We start from the raw sequence: 19,774 nt of genomic DNA, 5'->3' as shown, positions 1-19,774 counted from the left end.
GGCAGAGGACCGGGCCAGGGTGGCTCACTTTTCGCTGTCGCCTCCCCCTGCCATGGCAGGGGGAGGCCCCGGGGTAACCCGCCTACGTAATTGACGCGACCCGCCTACGTAGTTGACACCGGGCACCCGGCGCTCGTCGGCAACCACCAGCGCCCCCCGCTCGATCTCTTCGGCGTAGGTCTTGAGCACAGAGAGCACGAGGTGCCCGATCGCTTCTGGCAGCACGTTGAGGCAGCGCACTTGAAGGACGCTGGGTCCGTTGTCGCCGCTGAGGGCGAGCATCGTTCCGAAGTCCAGGTCGTGGGTGAAAACGGCGTAGCCGTGGGCAGCGGCCCACTGCATCAGGGCCTGATCAGGAGCCCGTGGATCCCCGATCTCTGACCAATGCACCGCTTGATGGCCGGCTGCCCGCAACAGCGGAATCCAATGAATAGACAGGTTCATGTCAACCAGCAACCTGGCCATCAGCTCAGGACCAGTGCCTCTTCTCGCTCTTCCATGCGCCAGGCGGCATAGGCCAGAGACTCATCGATGTCGGCCTCTTCGATCTGCGGGTAGGACTGGAGGATCCTCTCCCGGCTGCTGCCACTCGCGATCAGCCCAACGATCGTGCTGACCGTGATACGCAGCCCGCGGATGCAAGGCTTGCCCCCCATCACGGCGGGATCGTGGCTGATGCGGGGAAACAGCATGAAATTATCGTAGGTCGATTGGCCCTGTGAAAGGCGGAACCATCCACCTGAGACTGGGCTGACGGTGTCGGCGCTGAGGGCCGATCACGTCCTGCCCTGAATCGTTCAGCTCACCCGGATGTCAGCGAGCTCTAGGCGCAGCCCGGGGAATCGTTCGTCACCCTTCAGGGTGGTGGCAAATGGGAGACGCAAGGGCTCGCCGCTGGCTCAGCCAGTCCTGCCTGGCGCGTTCGACCAGCCGATCGGGGCAGAGGGGCGGGAACCCCGGCGCTGCTCCGGGCTGAGGGCCCGCCAGCGCTTCAGACCAACCAGAGAGGCATCGGGGCTGCGCACCGAACAAGCAGGTGCATCAGCAGACGGCTGTTACGGGCGCTGGTTTCATCGCCTGTGGGCGTGAGGTGTGTCTCGTGCCCATCAGGTTGAGGGTGGCGTCGATCCGTTGGACACAGGACAGGCGGGAGCCCCTGGGGATCACCCGCCTGGGACGGCAGGGGCCGGGCGCCTGCCTGCCGGATCCCCAGTCCTGAGCCGCCCTTGTTCCCTGACCTGGAGCCGCGCCATGGCCTTGCTATCTGCCCACGGACGTGCCACCAGGGGGTCGGCGGGCTTCTGCTTCTCGCTGGTGGAGCTGCTGGGGGCGGCCTGCCTGGGGCTGCTGGTGTGGGGGGTGGTGCTGCAGCTCACCACGCCGGAGGGCCCGATCTCTTACACGGTGGGCAGCGCTCCGAGCGCCATCTGGCGCGGGCGGGTGCTGATGCGCTGCGGCCCGGCCTTCGGGCTACATGGTGAGCCGAGTGGGGGACCGGCCCAGAACCGGGTGCTGCTGGATGGGCTCGCCGACCCTGGGCGGCACACAGCGGATCGAGACGGAGCTGCGGGTGGGTGTGGGGGTGTGAGGGTGGAGATCAAGCTTCCGCAGCATGCCATCCGCATGCATTCCGAGTACGCTGTCCTGATACAGGAGCCTGCCATGCCTTCCTTGCAGATCCGCGACCTGCCGGATCCCCTGCACCGCCTGTTGCAGCGGCGTGCCAGCGCCCAGAAGCGCAGCCTGAGCCAGCAGGCCCTGGCTGATCTGGAGGCGATCGCTGGCGGGGACCCGCGGCAGCGGCGCCAGCAGGCGCTGGAGCGGATCGCCCAGCGCTGGCAGCAGCGTCCGGCACTGCAGTGGAATGCGTCGCCGGAATCCCTGATCCGCAGCGACCGCGAGCGCTGATGGCACCGTCGCTGGTGCTCGATGCCTCAGCTGTGCTGCGCCTGATTACGCATGATCCGATCGCCACTGGCTGGGTGGAGCAAGTAGGGCAGGCGCCTCTGGTGCTGGCTCCCGAGCTGATGCTCACGGAAGTGGCGAATGCCCTCTGGAAACTGCAGCGCGGCGCTGGGCTGGCGGGCATGGATCCCCAGCAGCTGCTGGCGGACGCCGCCGATCTGGTGGATCAGATCGAGCCCGACCGCCACCTGCAGGTGGAAGCCCTGGCCCTGGCCTGCCATCTGAACCATCCCGTCTACGACTGTCTCTACCTGGCCCTGGCCCGGCGGGAAGCGGCATTCCTGCTCACGGCTGATCAACGCCTGCAGCGGCTGGCCGATCAGGTGCTGCCCTGAATTGATGGAGACTGGTGGTCATGGTGGAGCCGATCGTCCTGATCCATCTGCCGCTCCATGACGGCGTTGTGCAGGGCTCCCAGATCTCTGCCAAGGACAGATTCAGCCCAGGGAAGCTCTCCCGGCCGCTGAGCTCGGCCGCCCCCTCAAGGCGCTGGGGCTCCCCCCGGGGTTCTCCGCTCCAGCTCTCGACGGCTTGCTGCTCGGGATCGGCAACCAGCCCAGCTGGGCGCCATTGACCAAGTGGCGGCCAGCTTGCGGCGCAGGGCGGTGAGGCCACGGGAAGCTGATTCACCCGAGCTGGCGATTTTGACCAGCAAATCGGGGCAGAGGGAGGGGCGGAACTGCTGAGCAACTCAGGGGTGAGGGCCTGCCAGCGCTCCAGGCGAACCAGGGAAGCGTCGGGGCTGTGCACCGCGCCATCGTCCAGGCGGAAGCCGGTGGAGTTGTCGAACACCTGCCAGCTGCCCACACGGCCAGACCAGACCAGAAGGCGCATCAGCAAACGGATGTTTCGGGCGCCCGTTTCACCCCCTGGGGGTTGGCGATGCACACAGGGGCGAATCACTCCGGGCTGAGGCGCAGATCAGTGGGCAGGCGCAAGGGCGCCATGGCATTGGACTTGGGAGCTGGAGGTGCAAGCGTCATGGCCCCAGCGCAGACTGCTTGAGGATTTTAGTTGGGATCCCGCAGGTGGAAACCCTGGCCCTGGCCCGGCGGGAAGCGTCCCTGCTGCTCACGGCCGATCAACGCCCGCGGCGGCTGGCCGATCAGGTGCTGCCCGGAAGGCAATATGCGCAGGCAGCTGGTAGTAGCACTGCCTTTCTGGTTGCTTCCTCGCCATGGCGGGGATCTCTCAAGCTGCCCGAAGCGCTCGACGCCCAGCTCAGCGAGCAGGCCCAGCGCCGCCGCCTTAGCAAGTCGGAACTGGTACGCCGCGCCCTCACGGCCTTCCTGCAGGCCTCCGAGGATGGGCTTGGGTCCCCGCTGGCCCCGTCCGCTGTGGATCTGGTCGCCGTCCTGGTGGGCTGTTGTCAGGGAGGGGCAGCTGATCTGTCTTGCAATCCGGCCTGCCTGGCGGGTTTCGGGGAGCGCTGATCGGGGCTGAGCACCGAGCCAACTCTTGCGGAGAAGCCTTGCGGATACGGGCAGAAGGCAGCTCGTGGAGCTGTCGATCACCTGCCAGCCGCCATCGTGGACGGCCCAAGCGAAAAGGCGCATCAGCAAACGGCTGTTGCGGGCGTCGGTTTCACCGCCTCGGGGGTTGGCTGGGCGCCAAGGCTTCGGAATGGGGAGCAGGTGGTGCAAGCGTCATGGCCCCAGCGCATCCAGACCAGTGCGCGGATGGGGCGCCGCTGTGAGGGGGTGAGGACTTGGAGGAACGATCACTACGGGCATGCTTTTATGATAAGCAGAAAGAGTTTGTCTGATGGCTGCTCGTTCCTTTTGTGATCAGCTCGTGGAAGCAGGGCTTGTGGCTGGTACTGACAAGATTTCCATTCATCATTATGAATCAAGCTATGCCCGATGTCTGGAACGTTTTCTGTCAGAGGCAGAATTTGCCATGGTTGAGATCGGTTATGGATCGGGTGCTGGCATACAATTCTGGAAATCAGTTTTTCCAAATGCATTTATCTACTGTTTCGATCGGGATCATGAGGATGAGGGAGATCGTTTTAAGGTTCTGAAAGTTGATCAGTCTGACCTGCTGGGGACGCCAGCGCAGCTGAGCACGGTGGTGTCTGTCGTGGGGGCTCTTCGTCATGCCGAAATCCGCCGCCGCCGAGCAGATTGGTTACTGGGCAGCCCTGGGCCGCCAGGTGGCCCGTGTGCTCAACCCAGACAGCCTGCTGGATGTGGCCCCTGAGCAGGTGTTTGCAGCGCTGGATGCCGATGTGCTCGCCCGGATCGCCTATGCCGATGCCCCAGAGGCGCACCGTTACGACGCCCTGTCCCGCGCCAAAGCCCTTGGCTATCAGGTGATCATGGTGATGATTCACCTCGAAAGTCCAGCCTTGAACCAGGCGCGCATCAGCGAGCGGGTGAGCGAAGGAGGTCATGATGTTCTCGCCGACAAGGTGGTGAGCCGCATCCCCCGGCTGCTGCATCACGTCAGAACGTCGCTGTCGCTCTGCGACGTTGCACGGGCCTACGACAACATTTCAGCCGACCATCCCTTCATTTCCGTCTTAACGGTGAGGCACGGCAGGCTGGAACGACATGTGACTCCACGACCTGATTGGGCGGACGGTCTGCTTGCAGTGTTCTGATGGCCAAACGGCAGGATCAGCAGCGGCACAGCGACCGCTACGAGGTCCGGGGGAGGGAGCATGAGGATCTGCTGAGTGCAGCCGCTCAGCTGTTCGGTAGGCCGCACCGAAAGTCCACCACTCGAGGGGGCTTGTTTAAAGTGTCTCCTCATAAGATTCCACCCTACTGTCCCTCCTCGCGGCAACATCAGACTGTGGCCCTGAGTCAAAGACTCCAATGAGAAGGGCGCCGACAACGAAGCGCCCCGCAAGCCTTCTATTCATGCTTGGGCGTGAGAGGACATGGCATGTCTTCATCTCTTCATCCTCCCGCATTCACCAGAAACTCAAGTGCGAGCGTTGTTCCGTTTCTCTGATCATAGTGAGCGAGGCAGTAATAGGAAAGGTCTGGGCTTTTATAGGCTACAGCAAGCACGCTAAGCTTCAGCAGTTGTTGGTCACTTAAATTCTGGACTGCCTGGACATGGCGGATGTACATCGCATCGGACCAGATGTGTTGAGAAGGTAGATTAGGGTTGTCGTCAATTACTATAGGCTTGAGGCTCCTCCCTGCGAGATTAATAAACTTATGGAACATCAATTGATGTTCAAGCAAGAATGTGTATACATCGCCAAATAGAGGCTGTTGTATGTAGTGCGGGATGAATTCAACCTCGCAGACGAGCGCCAGAACGTTTTTGAGCACCTGAGCCCCTCCCCTGAAAACGTCTAGCTCTGCCCCCTGAATGTCAATCTTGATAAAGTCAACTCTAGGTATGTTATTTGAGTGAGCGAAGTAGTCCATGCTTACTGTGTTGATCTCGGTCTTGCGCTTTAGGCATGCAACCTCAAAGTTGTTGTATAGGCTGATTAGTGGCTCATTTGGTTCATACAAGCTAGAGCACATGGGATGATTAGTTATGTAAAAGGCGCGACGCTCGTTTCGTTCGCCAAGCGCATTTGGATAATACCGTATGCCGGTAGCTGCTTTTGAGTTCATCTCTTCGCAGAGATTTTCATCCACCTCAAAGCCAATAACTTGGGAGCCTGGAAACAGTTCTAATACCTGGTAGAATGGCTCTGGACATGCATCAATTTGTAATGCCCCAATTTCCATTATCGTGAACTTTGTCTCAGGGCTTTCTGCGCAGATGATGGACGCTAGCTGCTCAAGCATGGGCTGAGATGTTTGTATCGCTGTCATGTTACTGGTCTGCTGGGGTCACAAAGCCCTTCACGTCATCAAGTTGAGCCAACAGGAGTCGGAAGGTGGAATCTGTCGGCGGCGTGGCGGCATATGTACTGCCTAACTCTTTCAGCGTCTTGCGTGGTCACGATCGACACGTTGCTGGCGTCAGCCGGAGGTGCTGTGGATTAACCCTCCAGCGCCGGAAATCGACGCCAAACCTGGTACTTTGGCGATGGCTACCTGAATGGCAGCAGGGGCATCATCTTTCCTGGCAGTCACCGGTTTGGGGAGGTGGCTTTGCATTACGTCTTTCTCAGGAGGCCCTTTGTATGCAGATTAATTCGTAATACTAGTTTTTGACAGCATTTATCAGTGCTTCAATAACTCTATTGGCCACCGAGGCTTGATCAAATGCATTTGATCGGAGATTCTTCTCTTGACTCATCTGCCTTATTTGTCTGTAAGCACTCTTTGCTTTTCCGATCTCGGAAACAATACTGCAAAACTCGTCGTGACTGTCTGCTATGTAGTGATCAAGCTTAGCGGCTTTCAGTATTGAAGAACTCATCCTCGAAGCTGCTACATTGCCTCTTATCGCCACAAACGGGGTTCCCATGGAGATCACATCAAACGCTGTGGTCGCAGCACTCCACGGAGTAGAGTCGAGAACAACATCGACTGTATTGTAAAAATCCATGTGCGCCTGCCAGCTTGGCGTTCCTCCTTGAAAGTAAATGCGATCTTTATCAATCAGTCGCTCTCCGAAGAAAGACAATACCCGATCCTTGACTCTGCTTGACTGCGCAAAGCGATCCTTGATGATTAGAATGCTTTGATCAATCGATAGCAATGCTTGGGCCCAGTACATAAGGGTATCTTCGGATATCTTTGCGGTCTGATTCGTTGATGCCATGACAAATTTTGACTGGTCCCCTTTGAATTTGGCCAATGGAAGATTAGAAGGTACATATCTAGTTATCCAAGGGCCCTCTATGCGCAGAATCTTTTCTGTAAACTGATATTCGATTGATGGAGGTATGAACTCACTATCTCCGATAAAGTAGTCCATTGTTGGCATGAATGTAGTTGCATGATATCCGATATAGTGGCACTGGACCGGTGCGCATCGCTGTGAAAGTATTGCTATGTTGCTATCTGATGTATAGCCCGATGTTTCTAGGATAACATCATAACCTCTTCCGGCTATTAGATTTTGTGCTTCACCTGCTGGAAGGCCGCTCAGGCATAGAAGGTCGCTTGCGTACCCAATTAGCCTGTCGGTGTTCTCTTCGTATCGATAGGATCCAACAAGCAAGTCTATGTCGACCAAATCCCTCGGGTAGTTTGCCAGTATAGGTTCAAGAAAAAAACTTACAACATGATTGCCAATCTCTGAAGATAAAATGCCAATCTTGATTCGCTTTTTGGTTCGCCTTTTTTTGATTGGATAGCATTTTGATAGCTCCTGAGAAATTCCCTGCCGCAACCAATAATCTGTGGCCACATGCTTGGCTGCCGCTAGAACAGAGCACCCCATTGTTGAGTATGTGAACATCAAATTATAAAATGACTTAGCTTTTGCATGCTTTGACAAATGCTCCAGATTCAAGACTTTGTTGCAACATTGAATGCTTACCGAGACTTCGCCGGCACTCCTGTAAGCGTTGTATGCGTTTATTAGGGCATTGGCGTCCAGTGGATTTCGCAAGAGGGCTTGCTCGAAGTATAGAATTGATTGATCTAGATCACCAGTGCGTAAATAGCATAATCCCATCATGCTGGCTACATCTCCATGAGAATCTTCGGGCTTCGCTTGAAGTTGATAATCTTTAAAGCCCTCCAAGGCCTGTTCGTAGTCATTCAAAAGAAATGCTGCTTTTGCCTGGTAGTATCGTAGTTGTGGTTCACATGGCGCAAGAGATGTTGCATGCATTAGATGTGATACACCAGACTCTGCATCGCCAACTAAAATAGAAAGAAGGCTGATCTTCGAATGAATCTCATAATTATTGGGATCAAGCTTGGAAGCTGATGCCAGCGCCTTCAATGCCTTATCTAGGTTGCCGCGTTCTTCCTCAATCTCGGCAAGCAGGCTAAATAGTTCTGGGTTATGTGGGCTCAAAGCGAGTTGATTGTAAACCGTTGAAACTGCAGCTTCTTGCGTACTTGGCTCCTTGCAAAGTAGTCTGGCCAAGTTCATTGAAACATCAAGGTTGCCCTTCCCAAGTCCTATACACTTCTCAAGTAAATCAAGCGCCTGCTGCACTTCTCCTTGGAACACATAGCAAGCCCCGGCCCCATTCGTTGCATCCGGATTGCCAGGGTCGGAATCTAGGGCCCTTAGGAAATGTATAAGTGCTGATTCCTTCTCGCCTGCACGCAAAAGACTAAACCCAATCTGTAAGCTGATTCCTATTCTATTTTTGTTAGTCATGCCTGGTCACCAAGAAAAATCAATTTGGTGGAAGAATCATAGTCCTCCATGCGTAGGGTGGTGTGTCGGATACTGATTTGAAAATGATGCTAGGCTGCAACAGGGCTGATTTCCTTTGGGTGGAGGTTCTATGTAGAATTGATTATGAAGAGATTCTTCCAACTTAGGTGGCTTTGGCCCAAGGACTCTTTTGGGCTTAAAAGTTATTTCTTGCTAGCCATCAAAGCTTATCCATCTTGTGAAAATATGCTTGTCAAACTGGAGATATTCAGGTTGACCTAAGCATTCTATTTAGGGCATGCTGAGGAACCCAGATCAACTGCAGCGCAGCTGGTTCCTTCCAGCCAGGGTCTCACGCTAGAATGAGCCCAGATCAACCATTTGTGGGCTAGAAGAATTCGCTGACCTGAAAATGTACGTTTTTCAGCACAACGGCCAACTATCCATTGAGGAATTTCATGCCCCCTTTGGCGGCAAGCTGGATCCGAACAATCGCTGGGTTGTGCTGGCCAACATCATCCCCTGGGAGCCTCTGGAAAGCCGCTACGCACCATTATTCAGCGCCACTACTGGTGCACCGGCCAAGCCATTCCGGATGGCCCTTGGTGCGTTGTATACCAGCAGCGGCTTGGCTTAACGGATCGGGAGACTGTTGAGCTGATTACGGAATCACCCTATCTGCAATTCTTCATCGGTCTGAGTGGCTATCAGTTCACGCACCCGTTCGACGCCTCGATGATGGTGCACTTCCGGAAACGTATTGGCCCTGATCTGATCAAGATCTGCAATGACATGGCGAAGGCGAGTGGTATCGCGTTGGTCAAACAGCTTCTATCTTCCCTCCCAGAAGAATGCACTGAGGGCGAAAACAGGGAACTGTCGGCCATCGAGTCGGAGCTGGGGGAGCCCCCCCTTTCGCATGACCCCAGAAAAAACTGGGGCACGCTGATGCTTGATGCCACCTGTGTGCCTGATGATATTCCCTATCCGGTGGATCTAAGGTTACTCAACGAAGCCCGTGAAACCACGGAACTCGTCATTGATGTACTTTTCAAGCAGGTGTCCGACAAAGTAAATCGGAAGCCCCGCTGCAATCGTGATAAAGCAAGGAATCTTTTCCTCGCGATCATCAAGAAGAAAAAGCCCAGGAAACCTGAGCTCCGCGAAGCCAAGAGGTTTCAACTCAATGAGATCAGGCGTAACTTAGCTGCAATAGACACCCTCATCCATTCTGGTGCAGTGCTTCTTGAGCTTGGCAGCCATCTGTATCGCAAGCTGCTCGTCAGCAGCGAGGTGTACCGTCAGCAGCAGGAAATGTACGACGCTGATAGCTTGCCGCACTGCCAACAGGATCGTCAACCTGGCGAAACCGCACGTGCGTCCCATCGTCAGGGGGAAGGCGGGCAAGAAGACCGAGTTTGGAGCCAAGACATCAATCTCAGATGACAATGGATTTGTCCATCTGGATCGCATTAGCTGGGATAACTATAATGAAGCAAATGATCTGATTCAGAGGGTTGAGCAGTACAAGCAAGAGCGAGGCTATTTTCCAGAGCGTGTATGTGCAGACGCCATCTACATCACGGCTGAAAACAAGAGGTATTGTGCCGAACATCATATCCGGCTCAGTGGCAGGGGGCGAAGCAAGCGCGTAGACAGTCCTGCGGAATCACCCGAGCAGCAGGATCTTTTCAAATTCGACCTGAGAAAAAGATCCGTGATCGAAGGGCGGATCGGCACAAGCAAGCGCAAGTATGGCCTAGATCTGATCATGACCAAGTTGGTTGAAACATCCAGATCTGTGATCGGGATGGCACTATTTGTGATGAATACAGAGAAAATCCTAAGGCTGCTGCGCCTTTTATTTGCTTTGTTTGTGTGTGTTTACATGATGTTCGCCAGTATGACCACTGGAGAGCGGCATGTGAAGCGACTTGCCTGCACTTAGTCGCCATCTAAAGGTCTAGTCGTCCCTCATGCCGACGCTCACGCTGTAAGAGCTAAAGGACGGCCTGGCGTGACTTGGGGAATTTCAGCAAGCCCTATGTAAGTGAGCATGACATCGAACCAGTTCCGCTGATCTTGATGACTGCTTTAGTGCCAGTAAAGTCAGCCCCACTGCATTTGAAATTAGTGCTTGTGAATGTAGTGGTTGTAACTGACCCGCCAGTCGTGCTGCAGGTGCCGCTTGCAATGTTCGTGTTTGCTGTGAACGTAGGTGCGGTTCCTATCCCTTGAGAGGCAACAAAGGTTGCACATTCCTTCCCAAGACCCACCGCTTCACCGACGGCTGCTCCGGCTTTAGCCGCAGCACGGGCGCCCAAGAACTGTGGAAGGGCCACTGCTGAAAAATTCCGATGATCGCCACCACGATCATCAGCTCAATCAGGGTGAAGCCTTTCTGGAGAGGGTTCTTCTTATCGCGCAGGCTGCGCATGAGCGCAAGTTTGGTCAGGGGGGAGATGTACCCTGGGTTCTCAAAAAGATAAAATATACGATTAAGTGGTAAATGCTAAAGATATTGACATTAAGCGAAAGCTGATTGCGATAAGGTGTAAGGCCTGACGTGAAAACACTTTTGGATTGAATTGAAACTTAAAAAAAGGACGCGTATATTACGCGTCCTGATATTCAAATGTTTAGGTAAGTGAGCACGACATCGTTCCAGTTCCGCCGATGCGGATGACTGCTTGGGTGCCAGTAAAGTCAGTCCCAATGCATTTGAAAGTAGTGCTAGTGAATGAAGTGGTTGTAATTGACCCGCCAGTTGTGCTGCAGCTACCGGCTGCAATGTTTCTATTTGTTGTTACTGAAGGCCCGGTCCCCATCCCTTGAGAGGCAACAAAGGTTGCACATTCCTTCGCAAGAGCCGCCGCCTCACCGATGGCTGCGCCGGCTTGAGCCGCAGCACGGGCGCCCAGGAACTGTGGAAGGGCCACTGCAGACAGAATCCCGATGATCGCCACCACGATCATCAGCTCAATTAGGGTGAAGCCTTTCTGGAGAGGGTTCTTCTTATCGCGCAGGCTGCGCATGAGCGCAAGTTTGGTCTTGGGGGAGATGTTCATTGGAAAAGCTCAGAAGCTGTTTACACAATGCATCCTATGCACCGAATGCGGTCCCGACCATGCGGCCACCATGCCTGCGGGCGGTTCGGCCCTGTTGTATCTCCTAAGGTTCGGAACCATTGACACGGCTGGGGTTTGAGGGGCACCGTCCCATCACCACCGGCGCCGTTCTGTCAGGCCTTTCATTGTCCGTTACGATTCAATTGACTCAGGATCTTGTCGAGGACTAATGGTCTTCTAATGAAACTGATGGACTTTTCTCGGTTGCTGGGCCCGTTCCGCCGGCACTCCGAGGCGTTTTCGATCCGACGGCGCCTGCTGGGGCTCAGCTTGCTGGCCGTGCTGGGGGGCTACGCCCTGCTGATCGGAGCCACCGCCCTGCTGGCCAGCCAGGAGCGGCGCGACCAGCACCGTTCCACCGCCGCCAGTGTGCGACAGGTGCTCCTTTCCCGCCGTCCCGCGCCTCGCACGCTCGACGAAATCAGCAACGCCCTTGCCCGGCTGATTAGCCCCAACTTCCTCGGCTGGGTCGAGACCGACCAGGGTGTTCCCTATGGCGCGGCTGAGCAGATCCGCCTGTTCTCCATCCCCACCGGCGTGCCGCTGACGCGATTGTCGGCCCAGCGCAGCGGCCTCGGTCAGGTGTCTGTGCTCAGGTTCGATGGACTTATTTATCTCACCAGTTCGCAGCAGATCCAGCTGGGGGCGCGAACAGTTCGACTTCGCTTCCTGGAGGACATCACTCAGAAGCTCGTCCAGCAGCGGCTGCTGCTGATTCTTCTCTCGGTGGCGGCCGGCATCGCCACCCTGTTCACGGGACTCCTGCTGCGCCCCGTGCTCGTGCGGGGTCTCTCCCCTCTCCGCGATCTCGGCCTGCGCATGCAGACGATCACCTCCGACACACTCGAAAGCCAGCGGGTGTCGGTGCAAGCCCAACCCAGGGAACTGGAGCCCATTGCCTTGGCTTTCAACGATCTGCTCGATCGCCTCTCGGCCTCCTGGGAGCGTCAGCGGGGCTTTGCCAATGGGGTGAGCCACGAGCTGCGCACCCCCATCAGCCTGATCCGCAACTACGCCAGCAGCCTGCGGCGCCGCTCCGACAACCTTTCCGACCAGCAGGCCGAGCAGCTGGCGCTGATCGAGGCGGAGGCGGGCCGGATGGGGAAGCTGGTGGCGGATCTGCTGGCCCTCACCCGCATCGACGCCCACCGCACCTTGATGCCCTTCGAGCCCTTTGACGTGGCCGAGGCGATCGACCGGGTGGCCGAACGCCTGCGCACGCGCTGCCACGGTCGCCTGCGGATCTGCCCCGGCGCCACCCAGTCAGCAAGCACCTTTGCGCTCGGGGATGCCGACCGTTTCGAGCAGTGCCTTGTCAACCTGATCGAAAATGCCCAGAAATACGATCCGGCTGCGGGCCCGATTCAGCTGCGGCTCGACGCCAGCCTCGATCGGGTGGTGGTGCATGTGATCGATTCCGGCCCTGGCGTTCCCGACCACGAGAAGCAACTGATCTTCGAGCGCTTTGGCCGGGGCCGCAACACCAGCGCCATCCCGGGCAGTGGCGTGGGGCTGGCGGTGGTCAGGGCGCTGATGGAGGCGATGGGGGGGAGTGTTTCGGTGGCGGATGGGCGCCAGGGGGGGGCGGACTTCCAGCTGCGTCTGAAGGGCGCGGCTCCCCTTCCCGGAGCATGAAGCCCACGCCCCGCACCGTCTGGATCAGGGTGGGCAGCCCCTCCGGCTCCAGCTTGCGCCGCAGATAACGGATGTAGACACCCAGCAGGTTCTCGTCGCCGAAGTGGTTTTCGCCCCACACGTCCCGCAGGATCTCCTCCCGAGCCACCACCCGCCCCGCCCCGCGCAGCAGACACAGAAGCAGGTCGTACTCACGCACCGAAAGGCAAATCGCCTGGCCCGCCCGCGTCACCTCCCGGGTGGCCGTGTTCACCGTGATATCGGCGCAGCTCAGCATGTCGGGATTGGCCACACCGCGCCAGTAGGCGGTGCGCCGCAGCTGGGCGCGGATGCGGGCCAGCAGCTCCTCGATGGAGAAGGGTTTGAGGATGTAATCGTCGGCCCCCGAATCGAGCGCTTCGACGCGGTCGCGGATGTCGTCGTGGCAGGTGAGCATCAGCACCGGGGTGATGTCGCCGCTGGAGCGCAGTCGCCGGCAGATCTCCACACCGCTGAAGTCAGGCAGGGTCCAGTCGAGCAGCACCAGGTCCGTTGTGGCGTCCCGCAGGTGCATCAGGGCGCCCTGGCCGTCTTCAGCTTCGCTGACGCTGTAGCCCTCGCAGTTGAGTTCGCCGGCCAGGAAGCTGCGCATGCGCTGGTCGTCCTCGACGATCAGCAGCCGCGATGGAGAGGACGCCTCCGCCATGGTCAGCGGGGCGGCCCTTCCTTGAGCATGAAGCCGACACCGCGCACTGTCTGAATCAGGGTGGGCTGGCCCGCCGGCTCGAGCTTGCGGCGCAGGTAGCGGACGTAGACATCCAGGAGGTTGTCGTCGCCCAGCCAGTTCTCACCCCAGAGCGCATCGAGAATGGCGCGGCGTTCCTGCACCTGGTTGGGATGACGCAGGAGATGCATCAGCAGATCAAACTCCTTGGCCGTGAGGTGAATGGCTTCCCCACCCCGGGCCACCTCCCTGCTGGCGGGATTCACCTCCAGATCGGCCATCCGCAGCAGGCCACCTTCCTGTTCATCGATGCCGCTGCGCCTCAGGCGGGCCCGCACCCGGGCGAGCAGTTCCTCGATCGAGAACGGCTTGATCAGGTAGTCGTCGGCGCCGGAATCGAGCGCCTCCACCCGTTGCTGCACCTCATCGCGGGCGGTGAGCATCAGCACGGGGGTGGAGATGCCACCTTTGCGCATGCGGCGGCACACCTCCACACCGCTAAAATCGGGCAGGTTCCAGTCCAGCAGCACCAGATCCCAGGCCTGGCTGCGGATCCTGCCCAAAGCCTGCTGGCCACAGGAGGCTTCTTCACACTCATACCCCTCGACGGCCAGCTCCGAGGTGAGGAAGCCGCGCATTTCAGGATCGTCATCGACGATCAGGAGGCGGGCGCCGGTCATCGGATCAGCGTGGATGAACGACTCTCGGCCACGATAGAGATCAGCACTCAGGAGTTGAGAGGCGCATGTGCTTCACATTATACCAGCGTGAGAATTCACCATCAACTTGGTGGGAATCCCAGTGCACCGCTGCCTGCTTGCCCTTGATCACGTAGAACCTGCCGGAGACCGTTCTCCCACGGCCTGATTTGATGCCGGAGCTGCCAGAGGCATCAATCCCACTGGATTCAAAGGCTGCCACCGTCGACACGTCCGACGTTACGCTTCTGCCGATCCTCATCCGCGCGCTTTTCAGCCCAGATGCGCACGCATCCAGGCTGTGCCCCTCCTCTTGTGATAACGAGGTCCACTGGTGATGCCGACATGAAGGCCAACCGGATCGGGCAGGCCCCCCGGCCCGGAGGCCCCGCCCTCGCCGAGAGGATGGCGCGCTGGGGTCTGGGGATCGTCTTCGTCTACGGGCTGATCGCCCTGGCTACTCCGCTGCTGGTGCATGGGGGCTTGCTGCCCGACCCCAACGCGGGACTGGAGAACCCGATCTACGCCCCGCCCTCCTTGGTCCACTGGTGCGGCACCGATCGCCTCGGTCGCGACGTCTGCGTGCGCACGCTCTCCGGCAGCAGCGTGGCTCTGCAGGTGGTACTCAGTGCCTTGGTGCTCGCCCTCGCCATCGGCGTCCCCCTCGGGATGGTGAGCGGTTACCTGGGCGGTGGAGTTGATCGCCTGCTGGTGCTGCTGATGGACACGCTTTACACCTTGCCGGTGCTGCTGCTTTCGGTGGTGCTCGCCTTTCTGCTCGGCCGGGGCCTGCCCAACGCCGCCGCCGCCCTCTGCGTGGTGTATGTGCCGCAGTACTTCCGGGTGGTGCGCAACCAGTCGGCCCAGGTGAAGGCGGAGCTGTTCATCGAGGCGGCCCGCTCCCTGGGGGCCGGCCCCGCCTGGATCCTGCGCCGCTACCTGTTTCGCAACGTGATCACCTCGGTGCCGGTGCTGCTCACCCTCAATGCCGCCGATGCGGTGCTGGTGCTGGGGGGACTGGGGTTCCTCGGCCTCGGCCTGCCGGAGACGATCCCCGAGTGGGGCAGCGACCTGCAACAGGCCCTGACGGCCCTGCCCACTGGCATCTGGTGGACGGCCCTGTTCCCTGGTTTGGCCATGTTCGTTCTGGTGCTGGGCCTTTCGTTTCTGGGGGAGGGCCTGGAGAATTGGCTCTCAGGCGGAGGGAAGCCGGCTGGGTGATGGCAGCCATCGGATTTTTTCCTATGGTGCAACCATCTGCTCGAGAATGCGGTGCCTTGGTGGCTGGATCTGGTTCTTTTGGCTTTAGCTGTTCTCTTGTGGGCCAGGGGTAGCGATACACCCGATGACGTGTGGAGTGTTTTTCAGCGGGGATTGGCCTTTGTGGCTGTGATGGTGGTTCTGCTTGGTGGTAGGCAGGTGTTGATTGAAGTCATTGCCTTGGGTGTTGCCCTTTGGCTGCCCAGCGCCTCCCGGCTTGAGCAGGCCCGACGGGAGCTCTGAGCGGTCACAGCCAGCGCAACTCTTTTCTGAATGTTGATGGATCCTGGCTTCCTTGAGCATCTTGAGCGCATTGATTCGATCGGCCAGGCGCTAGCAAGGTTGCCGTGGATCGGAGTAGAGGAACTGGAATCCGTTGTCAAGGACATCTTGGATTTTGATTCCGAGTTTTGGACATTCACAAAGTATCTGTCTTTGCCGCTTTATCAGGAGTTGGATGGGCTGCTCTCCCAGGCAGGTGGGGATCGTTTTTTTTCTCAGAGACCGAGACTGGCCGTTGTTGTGCCGGTGCACAAGTCCAGCGAGCATTTGCTGCGGTCGGCTCTTCGCAGTCTGAAGCAGCAGGTGGGCGTCACGATCGAATGTCTGATCAGTGTGGATGGGGACGTGGCCGACTTGGAGCTTGTCCAGCGCCTGCTCGGGGAGCTGGGTGAGGAAGACGAGCATTGGAAGGTTTCGGTGTTTTTCAGTGAGGAGAATCGGGGCGTCGGCATGTGCCGCAATCGCGCCCTGAAGGAGATCACAAGCCCCTGGTTTACCTTCCTGGATGACGACGATCTTTTTCATCCGTTGCGTTGCTTGCATGGATTGATGTTGATGTCTCTCCATGGCGTTCCACTGGTCAATACAAGCTGGAGCCGTGTGAGCATGACCCAGAAGAAGATCGTGCTCATCAATAGCAGCCTAATAAGCTGCGGTTTGACAAGTTTTATAGCCTCTGCTGATTTATTGGCATCCTACGGATACCTGGCCGATCTTCGCTACTACGAGGATTCCGAGTATATGCAGCGACTGCAGTTCTTTCGGGTTCCATATTTCAGCTCCGGCGCTGTGGGTCACTATCTCCACACTGAACCTCACGCCGACTATGTGTCGCTGGCGTCGCCATGGCGTCTGGAGGTGCATGCCATACAAGACCATCCCTATCTGTGCGGTTCGGTGATTGGCGCTGCCAGTGAGGAATGCATACGCTACGACAAATACTTTCAAGAGCAATACCAGCAGGCCGTATCTGATGCGTTGCTGCGCCGCTTCCCGAGTTCTTGACAGGGGCCCTGCCTTGAGGCGATGCCTGAGCCGCTAGTAAGCTGAGTTCGTCCATGCCAATTTCATCCATACCATTTCATGGCTACCATCACAGTCGTAACTATTGAGCCATTGGGATATTCTCATGCTCGAGCCTTTGATGAAATTCGGATTCTTCTCTATCACTCACTTCTTGACCTGGGACATGAAGTTGCCTTGCGAACAAATGCCTTCCTGGAGGATTCAATTAATATCATTCTCGGTGCCCATTTGCTCAAGCCTGCAGACGTTCAGTCTATTCCTTTCGCCAGCATTGTTTTCAATACCGAGCAGTTGAGTGGCGAATTTACAACATGGGCTAGCCAGATTGTGGAGCTTGCCAGTCGCTGGCCGGTTTGGGACTACTCCAACGCCAATCTCAAGTTTCTGCGTGAACAGGTTCCTGGCAAGCCTGCTGGGCACTTTGTGCGTTTTCGGCTTGGCTATCATCGTGGACTAGAGAAGATTGATCGCGGCGTGAATCGAACCAACGACTTTCTATTCTTTGGTTCGATGACGCCTCTGCGGGAGCGGATTCTTGGCGCGATTCGGTTGTCTGAAGGCTTGCGTGTGCAAGCCTTTTTTGGTGTTTATGGGTGGACGCGGGATGGATTGTTGTCCAGGTGTGCAGCGGCTCTGAACATCCATTCCCACTCCTCAAGAATTCTAGAGTGGCCTCGTATCATTCACCTGGTTGCTAACCGGATTCCGTGCATTTCGCTTCTTCACCCCAGCACCTTTGTGGAGGATCGTCAGCTTGACTATGTCTTGCCTTGTGATGAGGAGGACCCCACATCTCAGCTGGAAACCTACTTTGGCCAACCAGAACTTCTGAATCAGCATGCCGATGCTGCCTGGGAGCGCTTTCGGCTGGAGGATCAGGCGCTGTTCACGCAACAGGCTCTTGACCAGACCTACGGTTCGGAGGCCTTGCCGCCCACATCCCGGTCGCTGCCGCGCTGGTCTCCAGTAGGGCGAGACGATCCGGTGGATGCTCGTTGGTATCTTCATACTTATCAGTGGACCTACAGTGATCCCCGTGATTGCTCGACGTTCCATCATCAGGAAGGTTGTTTTCGGCAGTATCATCCCAACCCTTCGTTTTTTCACTGTTTCAAAAAGCCACTAAGCCTCAGGGCATCTGAGATTTCTTCGCTCCCAGTGGTCGCTCAGACAGACCAGGTGGCGTCATTACGCTGTGCTGCTGTTCTTCATTTTCATACGCCAACCAAGGCCCGCCAATTCTTTGCGGATTTTGGCTGTCATCTTGTTGGGAAGGCCGATTTCTTTGTCACCACGTCGGAAGCACTTGTGGCCAGTGTCCTTTTATCACTGGCGCAAGACTATGGCATCACGACCATGGATGTTCGCGTGCTTCCCAATATCGGTCGGGATATTCCGAGCAAGTACATTGTCTTCAACGAAGAGTTGCAGGTCTACGACCTCTGCCTCTTCTCCCATGGCAAGGAATCGGATGGTCAGTGGTTCCATGACCAGAACCTGATGCTGGCAGGATCCAGCACGAGAGTTGATGCGATCAAGCAGATGTTTGCTGATCAGCCTGACCTTGGCCTGATTTTCCCTGACTATCCATCAAGTCTGCTTTGGCTGATTGGGTGGGGAAATATGCGCTCGATTGTGGATACACTATTGTCCCCTTTGGGCTGTGATACAAGCACGGTCGACATTCTTGAGTATCCTGCGGGCGGATTCTTCTGGGCACGTCCGGCAGCACTGTTGATTCTCCATTCGCTGGGATTGACGCTGGACTCTCTGCCTGGCGAACCGCTGCCGCCTGATAACTCCCTGTTGCATGCACTGGAACGGATGCCTTGTTTGTCATGTGAAATGATGGGTTTTCGCTGGGAGAAGATTGCCCGGGATGGGGCGTCTACCTACGTTTCGCCGGCTTCTTAGGCTCGACCTTGCTACAGATCTGCATCCGATGCATACGGTATCTCCTCAAACTTCATGACTGAAAACGTGCTATCCGTCAACCACCCCTTTGACGTCAATCGTGCGCCTGACCTGGAGCAGGTCATGACCATGCTGCGGTCTGTGCCAGGGCCTGTGTCGCTAGTTCATCTGCATCATTTTGACACCCTTGGATACCTGCCACTGGTCTGGCGCGTTCTGTTGGTTGACTTGCTGGGGCAGGACCATACAGTCTTTGTCACCACCTGCTCCGGATTCGACGACGAGGCGCTCGGCTTTCTTGCCGATCATGGGATTCTCTGCCTAAGGAGATCCAATCAAGGTCGCTGCATCGGGGCCTATCGGGATACGGCACTGCTCGCCTCTCAACTGGCCTCAGAGGGGTTGGCGTTCCGCCATGTTCTGTTCATCAATGACAGCGTGCTTCCCCTCGGACCCGACTCTTCTGCCTTGCAGAGTCTGGAGGCGGTCATGGCACTGGTGGCCGATCGCCACGCGGCGGCCCTTTCCGGTCTGACCGATAGTTATGAAAAGGGGTACCACTTGCAGTCCTATTGTCTGTGTGCCAATCAGTTCCTGCTTCTGGAGCCCGCATGGCAGAGCTTCTGGCAGTCTCTGGATGTGCACATTCCCAAGAGCCAGTTGATTGACACGGGTGAAGTCGGGCTTTCTCTGTCCATGACAGCCTCCGGTGTCGACCTGCTCCCCTTGTATCCCTTGGTGGCGCGGTTGTTGCTGAGTCCGTCTGTTGTTGAGGATCTGGCTTGCTGTGGTGAGTACGCCTTCAAGCAGATCAATCCATCGTTGTTCCGTACCCATTCAGGGGTCGGTATGCACTGCCGCGCAAATGCACGCCTGAGCGCGCATCGCTGAGCGGGCAAAGAAGCCGTGCTGCTGTTGCTGCTGAACTCAGGGATCCGGCAGCAATGAGGGCATCA

The 19,774-nt window shown here is 57.3% G+C and carries 20 protein-coding genes and 2 pseudogenes; 13 read left to right on the top strand and 9 right to left on the bottom strand.

Annotated elements, in window-relative coordinates:
• Nucleotides 1-24: 24 nt before the first annotated feature.
• Nucleotides 25-465: a DUF5615 family PIN-like protein gene (locus KBZ12_RS17405; protein WP_254959323.1), complete on the bottom strand. Its 441-nt coding sequence runs from the start codon at nt 463-465 to the stop codon at nt 25-27.
• Nucleotides 465-692, bottom strand: coding sequence for a DUF433 domain-containing protein (locus KBZ12_RS17400; RefSeq protein ID WP_254959322.1), 228 nt, complete (start codon nt 690-692; stop codon nt 465-467). Before KBZ12_RS17400 ends, KBZ12_RS17405 begins: the two co-directional genes overlap by 1 nt.
• Before the next feature lie 559 nt (nt 693-1,251).
• Between KBZ12_RS17400 and KBZ12_RS17395 the strand changes: the two genes are divergently transcribed.
• Both KBZ12_RS17395 and KBZ12_RS17390 read left to right on the top strand, forming a co-directional pair.
• Nucleotides 1,252-1,908, top strand: a complete 657-nt coding sequence (locus KBZ12_RS17395; protein WP_254959321.1) for a FitA-like ribbon-helix-helix domain-containing protein — start codon at nt 1,252-1,254, stop codon at nt 1,906-1,908.
• Entirely contained in the window at nt 1,908-2,300 is a 393-nt protein-coding gene (locus tag KBZ12_RS17390; RefSeq protein ID WP_254959320.1) for a type II toxin-antitoxin system VapC family toxin, read from the top strand. Before KBZ12_RS17395 ends, KBZ12_RS17390 begins: the two co-directional genes overlap by 1 nt.
• On the opposite strand, the gene KBZ12_RS18755 is transcribed toward KBZ12_RS17390, so the two are convergent.
• Nucleotides 2,251-2,799, bottom strand: a complete 549-nt coding sequence (locus KBZ12_RS18755) for a Uma2 family endonuclease (RefSeq protein ID WP_254959319.1) — start codon at nt 2,797-2,799, stop codon at nt 2,251-2,253. The genes KBZ12_RS17390 and KBZ12_RS18755 overlap by 50 nt on opposite strands.
• Nucleotides 2,800-2,993: 194 nt before the next feature.
• On the opposite strand from KBZ12_RS18755, the gene KBZ12_RS17380 reads away from it, so the two are divergent.
• Nucleotides 2,994-3,398 (top strand): ribbon-helix-helix protein, CopG family, encoded by a 405-nt coding sequence (locus tag KBZ12_RS17380; protein ID WP_254959317.1) that lies wholly within the window; start codon nt 2,994-2,996, stop codon nt 3,396-3,398.
• Between the two features lie 665 nt (nt 3,399-4,063).
• The gene (locus tag KBZ12_RS17375) at nt 4,064-4,570 is read left to right on the top strand and encodes a hypothetical protein (RefSeq protein WP_254959309.1); all 507 of its coding nucleotides are present in this window, start codon (nt 4,064-4,066) and stop codon (nt 4,568-4,570) included.
• A gap of 301 nt (nt 4,571-4,871) precedes the next feature.
• Here KBZ12_RS17375 and KBZ12_RS17370 read toward each other — a convergent pair whose 3' ends face one another.
• Both KBZ12_RS17370 and KBZ12_RS17365 read right to left on the bottom strand, forming a co-directional pair.
• Complete coding sequence (locus tag KBZ12_RS17370; protein ID WP_254959308.1) at nt 4,872-5,726, bottom strand: FkbM family methyltransferase; 855 nt, start codon at nt 5,724-5,726, stop codon at nt 4,872-4,874.
• A 361-nt stretch (nt 5,727-6,087) separates the two neighbouring features.
• Nucleotides 6,088-8,172: a tetratricopeptide repeat protein gene (locus KBZ12_RS17365; RefSeq protein ID WP_254959306.1), complete on the bottom strand. Its 2,085-nt coding sequence runs from the start codon at nt 8,170-8,172 to the stop codon at nt 6,088-6,090.
• Between the two features lie 412 nt (nt 8,173-8,584).
• Between KBZ12_RS17365 and KBZ12_RS17360 the strand changes: the two genes are divergently transcribed.
• The 4 genes and pseudogenes from KBZ12_RS17360 (at nt 8,585) to KBZ12_RS17350 (ending at nt 10,120) form a co-directional block, all read left to right on the top strand.
• Nucleotides 8,585-8,809: a hypothetical protein gene (locus KBZ12_RS17360; RefSeq protein WP_254959305.1), complete on the top strand. Its 225-nt coding sequence runs from the start codon at nt 8,585-8,587 to the stop codon at nt 8,807-8,809.
• Nucleotides 8,761-8,886: pseudogene (locus KBZ12_RS18750) on the top strand (transposase); the annotation flags it as partial. The gene KBZ12_RS17360 and the pseudogene KBZ12_RS18750, both read left to right, overlap by 49 nt.
• 24 nt (nt 8,887-8,910) lie before the next feature.
• Complete coding sequence (locus KBZ12_RS17355; RefSeq protein WP_254959303.1) at nt 8,911-9,618, top strand: hypothetical protein; 708 nt, start codon at nt 8,911-8,913, stop codon at nt 9,616-9,618.
• Nucleotides 9,548-10,120: a transposase gene (locus tag KBZ12_RS17350; RefSeq protein ID WP_254959302.1), complete on the top strand. Its 573-nt coding sequence runs from the start codon at nt 9,548-9,550 to the stop codon at nt 10,118-10,120. Before KBZ12_RS17355 ends, KBZ12_RS17350 begins: the two co-directional genes overlap by 71 nt.
• A 279-nt stretch (nt 10,121-10,399) precedes the next feature.
• On the opposite strand, the gene KBZ12_RS18575 is transcribed toward KBZ12_RS17350, so the two are convergent.
• Both KBZ12_RS18575 and KBZ12_RS17340 read right to left on the bottom strand, forming a co-directional pair.
• On the bottom strand, nt 10,400-10,609 hold the full coding sequence (locus tag KBZ12_RS18575; protein WP_315859333.1) for a prepilin-type N-terminal cleavage/methylation domain-containing protein: 210 nt from the start codon (nt 10,607-10,609) through the stop codon (nt 10,400-10,402).
• Between the two features lie 486 nt (nt 10,610-11,095).
• Nucleotides 11,096-11,207 (bottom strand): annotated as a pseudogene (locus KBZ12_RS17340) (type IV pilin protein); the annotation flags it as partial.
• A gap of 282 nt (nt 11,208-11,489) precedes the next feature.
• On the opposite strand from KBZ12_RS17340, the gene KBZ12_RS17335 reads away from it, so the two are divergent.
• Nucleotides 11,490-12,935 (top strand): sensor histidine kinase KdpD, encoded by a 1,446-nt coding sequence (locus KBZ12_RS17335; RefSeq protein WP_254959301.1) that lies wholly within the window; start codon nt 11,490-11,492, stop codon nt 12,933-12,935.
• Here KBZ12_RS17335 and KBZ12_RS17330 read toward each other — a convergent pair.
• On the bottom strand, nt 12,823-13,620 hold the full coding sequence (locus KBZ12_RS17330) for a response regulator transcription factor (RefSeq protein ID WP_254959300.1): 798 nt from the start codon (nt 13,618-13,620) through the stop codon (nt 12,823-12,825). The genes KBZ12_RS17335 and KBZ12_RS17330 overlap by 113 nt on opposite strands.
• Before the next feature lie 2 nt (nt 13,621-13,622).
• The gene (locus KBZ12_RS17325) at nt 13,623-14,318 is read right to left on the bottom strand and encodes a response regulator transcription factor (RefSeq protein WP_254959299.1); all 696 of its coding nucleotides are present in this window, start codon (nt 14,316-14,318) and stop codon (nt 13,623-13,625) included.
• 363 nt (nt 14,319-14,681) lie between these two features.
• Between KBZ12_RS17325 and KBZ12_RS17320 the strand changes: the two genes are divergently transcribed.
• The 4 genes from KBZ12_RS17320 to KBZ12_RS17305 all read left to right on the top strand — a co-directional run bounded on the left by KBZ12_RS17320 (nt 14,682) and on the right by KBZ12_RS17305 (nt 19,709).
• Entirely contained in the window at nt 14,682-15,557 is an 876-nt protein-coding gene (locus tag KBZ12_RS17320; RefSeq protein ID WP_254959298.1) for an ABC transporter permease, read from the top strand.
• 318 nt (nt 15,558-15,875) lie between these two features.
• Nucleotides 15,876-16,883 carry a glycosyltransferase family A protein gene (locus tag KBZ12_RS17315; RefSeq protein WP_254959296.1) on the top strand — a complete coding sequence of 336 codons (1,008 nt, stop codon included), beginning with the start codon at nt 15,876-15,878 and terminating at the stop codon, nt 16,881-16,883.
• Nucleotides 16,884-16,961: 78 nt separating this feature from the next.
• Nucleotides 16,962-18,818 carry a rhamnan synthesis F family protein gene (locus KBZ12_RS17310; protein ID WP_254959295.1) on the top strand — a complete coding sequence of 619 codons (1,857 nt, stop codon included), beginning with the start codon at nt 16,962-16,964 and terminating at the stop codon, nt 18,816-18,818.
• Between the two features lie 54 nt (nt 18,819-18,872).
• A complete protein-coding gene (locus tag KBZ12_RS17305) occupies nt 18,873-19,709 on the top strand; it encodes a hypothetical protein (RefSeq protein ID WP_254959294.1) in 837 nt (278 codons plus the stop codon).
• Nucleotides 19,710-19,774: the final 65 nt, after the last annotated feature.

This window comes from Cyanobium sp. Cruz CV13-4-11, assembly GCF_024346055.1.
Lineage (GTDB): Bacteria > Cyanobacteriota > Cyanobacteriia > PCC-6307 > Cyanobiaceae > Cyanobium.
The sequence above is the reverse complement of the archived record's forward strand: the minus strand, read 5'-3'. Positions and strand labels throughout refer to the sequence as shown.

Bases quoted from the DNA above. Each gene is read 5' to 3' on its own strand.
- KBZ12_RS17405 (WP_254959323.1), bottom strand. From the start codon at position 465: ATGGCCAGGTTGCTGGTTGACATGAACCTGTCTATTCATTGGATTCCG.
- KBZ12_RS17400 (WP_254959322.1), bottom strand. From the start codon at position 692: ATGCTGTTTCCCCGCATCAGCCACGATCCCGCCGTGATGGGGGGCAAG.
- KBZ12_RS17395 (WP_254959321.1), top strand. From the start codon at position 1,252: ATGGCCTTGCTATCTGCCCACGGACGTGCCACCAGGGGGTCGGCGGGC.
- KBZ12_RS17390 (WP_254959320.1), top strand. From the start codon at position 1,908: ATGGCACCGTCGCTGGTGCTCGATGCCTCAGCTGTGCTGCGCCTGATT.
- KBZ12_RS18755 (WP_254959319.1), bottom strand. From the start codon at position 2,799: ATGCGCCTTCTGGTCTGGTCTGGCCGTGTGGGCAGCTGGCAGGTGTTC.
- KBZ12_RS17375 (WP_254959309.1), top strand. From the start codon at position 4,064: ATGCCGAAATCCGCCGCCGCCGAGCAGATTGGTTACTGGGCAGCCCTG.
- KBZ12_RS17370 (WP_254959308.1), bottom strand. From the start codon at position 5,726: ATGCTTGAGCAGCTAGCGTCCATCATCTGCGCAGAAAGCCCTGAGACA.
- KBZ12_RS17365 (WP_254959306.1), bottom strand. From the start codon at position 8,172: ATGACTAACAAAAATAGAATAGGAATCAGCTTACAGATTGGGTTTAGT.
- KBZ12_RS17360 (WP_254959305.1), top strand. From the start codon at position 8,585: ATGTACGTTTTTCAGCACAACGGCCAACTATCCATTGAGGAATTTCAT.
- KBZ12_RS17355 (WP_254959303.1), top strand. From the start codon at position 8,911: ATGGTGCACTTCCGGAAACGTATTGGCCCTGATCTGATCAAGATCTGC.
- KBZ12_RS18575 (WP_315859333.1), bottom strand. From the start codon at position 10,609: ATGCGCAGCCTGCGCGATAAGAAGAACCCTCTCCAGAAAGGCTTCACC.
- KBZ12_RS17335 (WP_254959301.1), top strand. From the start codon at position 11,490: ATGGACTTTTCTCGGTTGCTGGGCCCGTTCCGCCGGCACTCCGAGGCG.
- KBZ12_RS17330 (WP_254959300.1), bottom strand. From the start codon at position 13,620: ATGGCGGAGGCGTCCTCTCCATCGCGGCTGCTGATCGTCGAGGACGAC.
- KBZ12_RS17325 (WP_254959299.1), bottom strand. From the start codon at position 14,318: ATGACCGGCGCCCGCCTCCTGATCGTCGATGACGATCCTGAAATGCGC.
- KBZ12_RS17320 (WP_254959298.1), top strand. From the start codon at position 14,682: ATGAAGGCCAACCGGATCGGGCAGGCCCCCCGGCCCGGAGGCCCCGCC.
- KBZ12_RS17315 (WP_254959296.1), top strand. From the start codon at position 15,876: ATGGATCCTGGCTTCCTTGAGCATCTTGAGCGCATTGATTCGATCGGC.
- KBZ12_RS17310 (WP_254959295.1), top strand. From the start codon at position 16,962: ATGGCTACCATCACAGTCGTAACTATTGAGCCATTGGGATATTCTCAT.
- KBZ12_RS17305 (WP_254959294.1), top strand. From the start codon at position 18,873: ATGACTGAAAACGTGCTATCCGTCAACCACCCCTTTGACGTCAATCGT.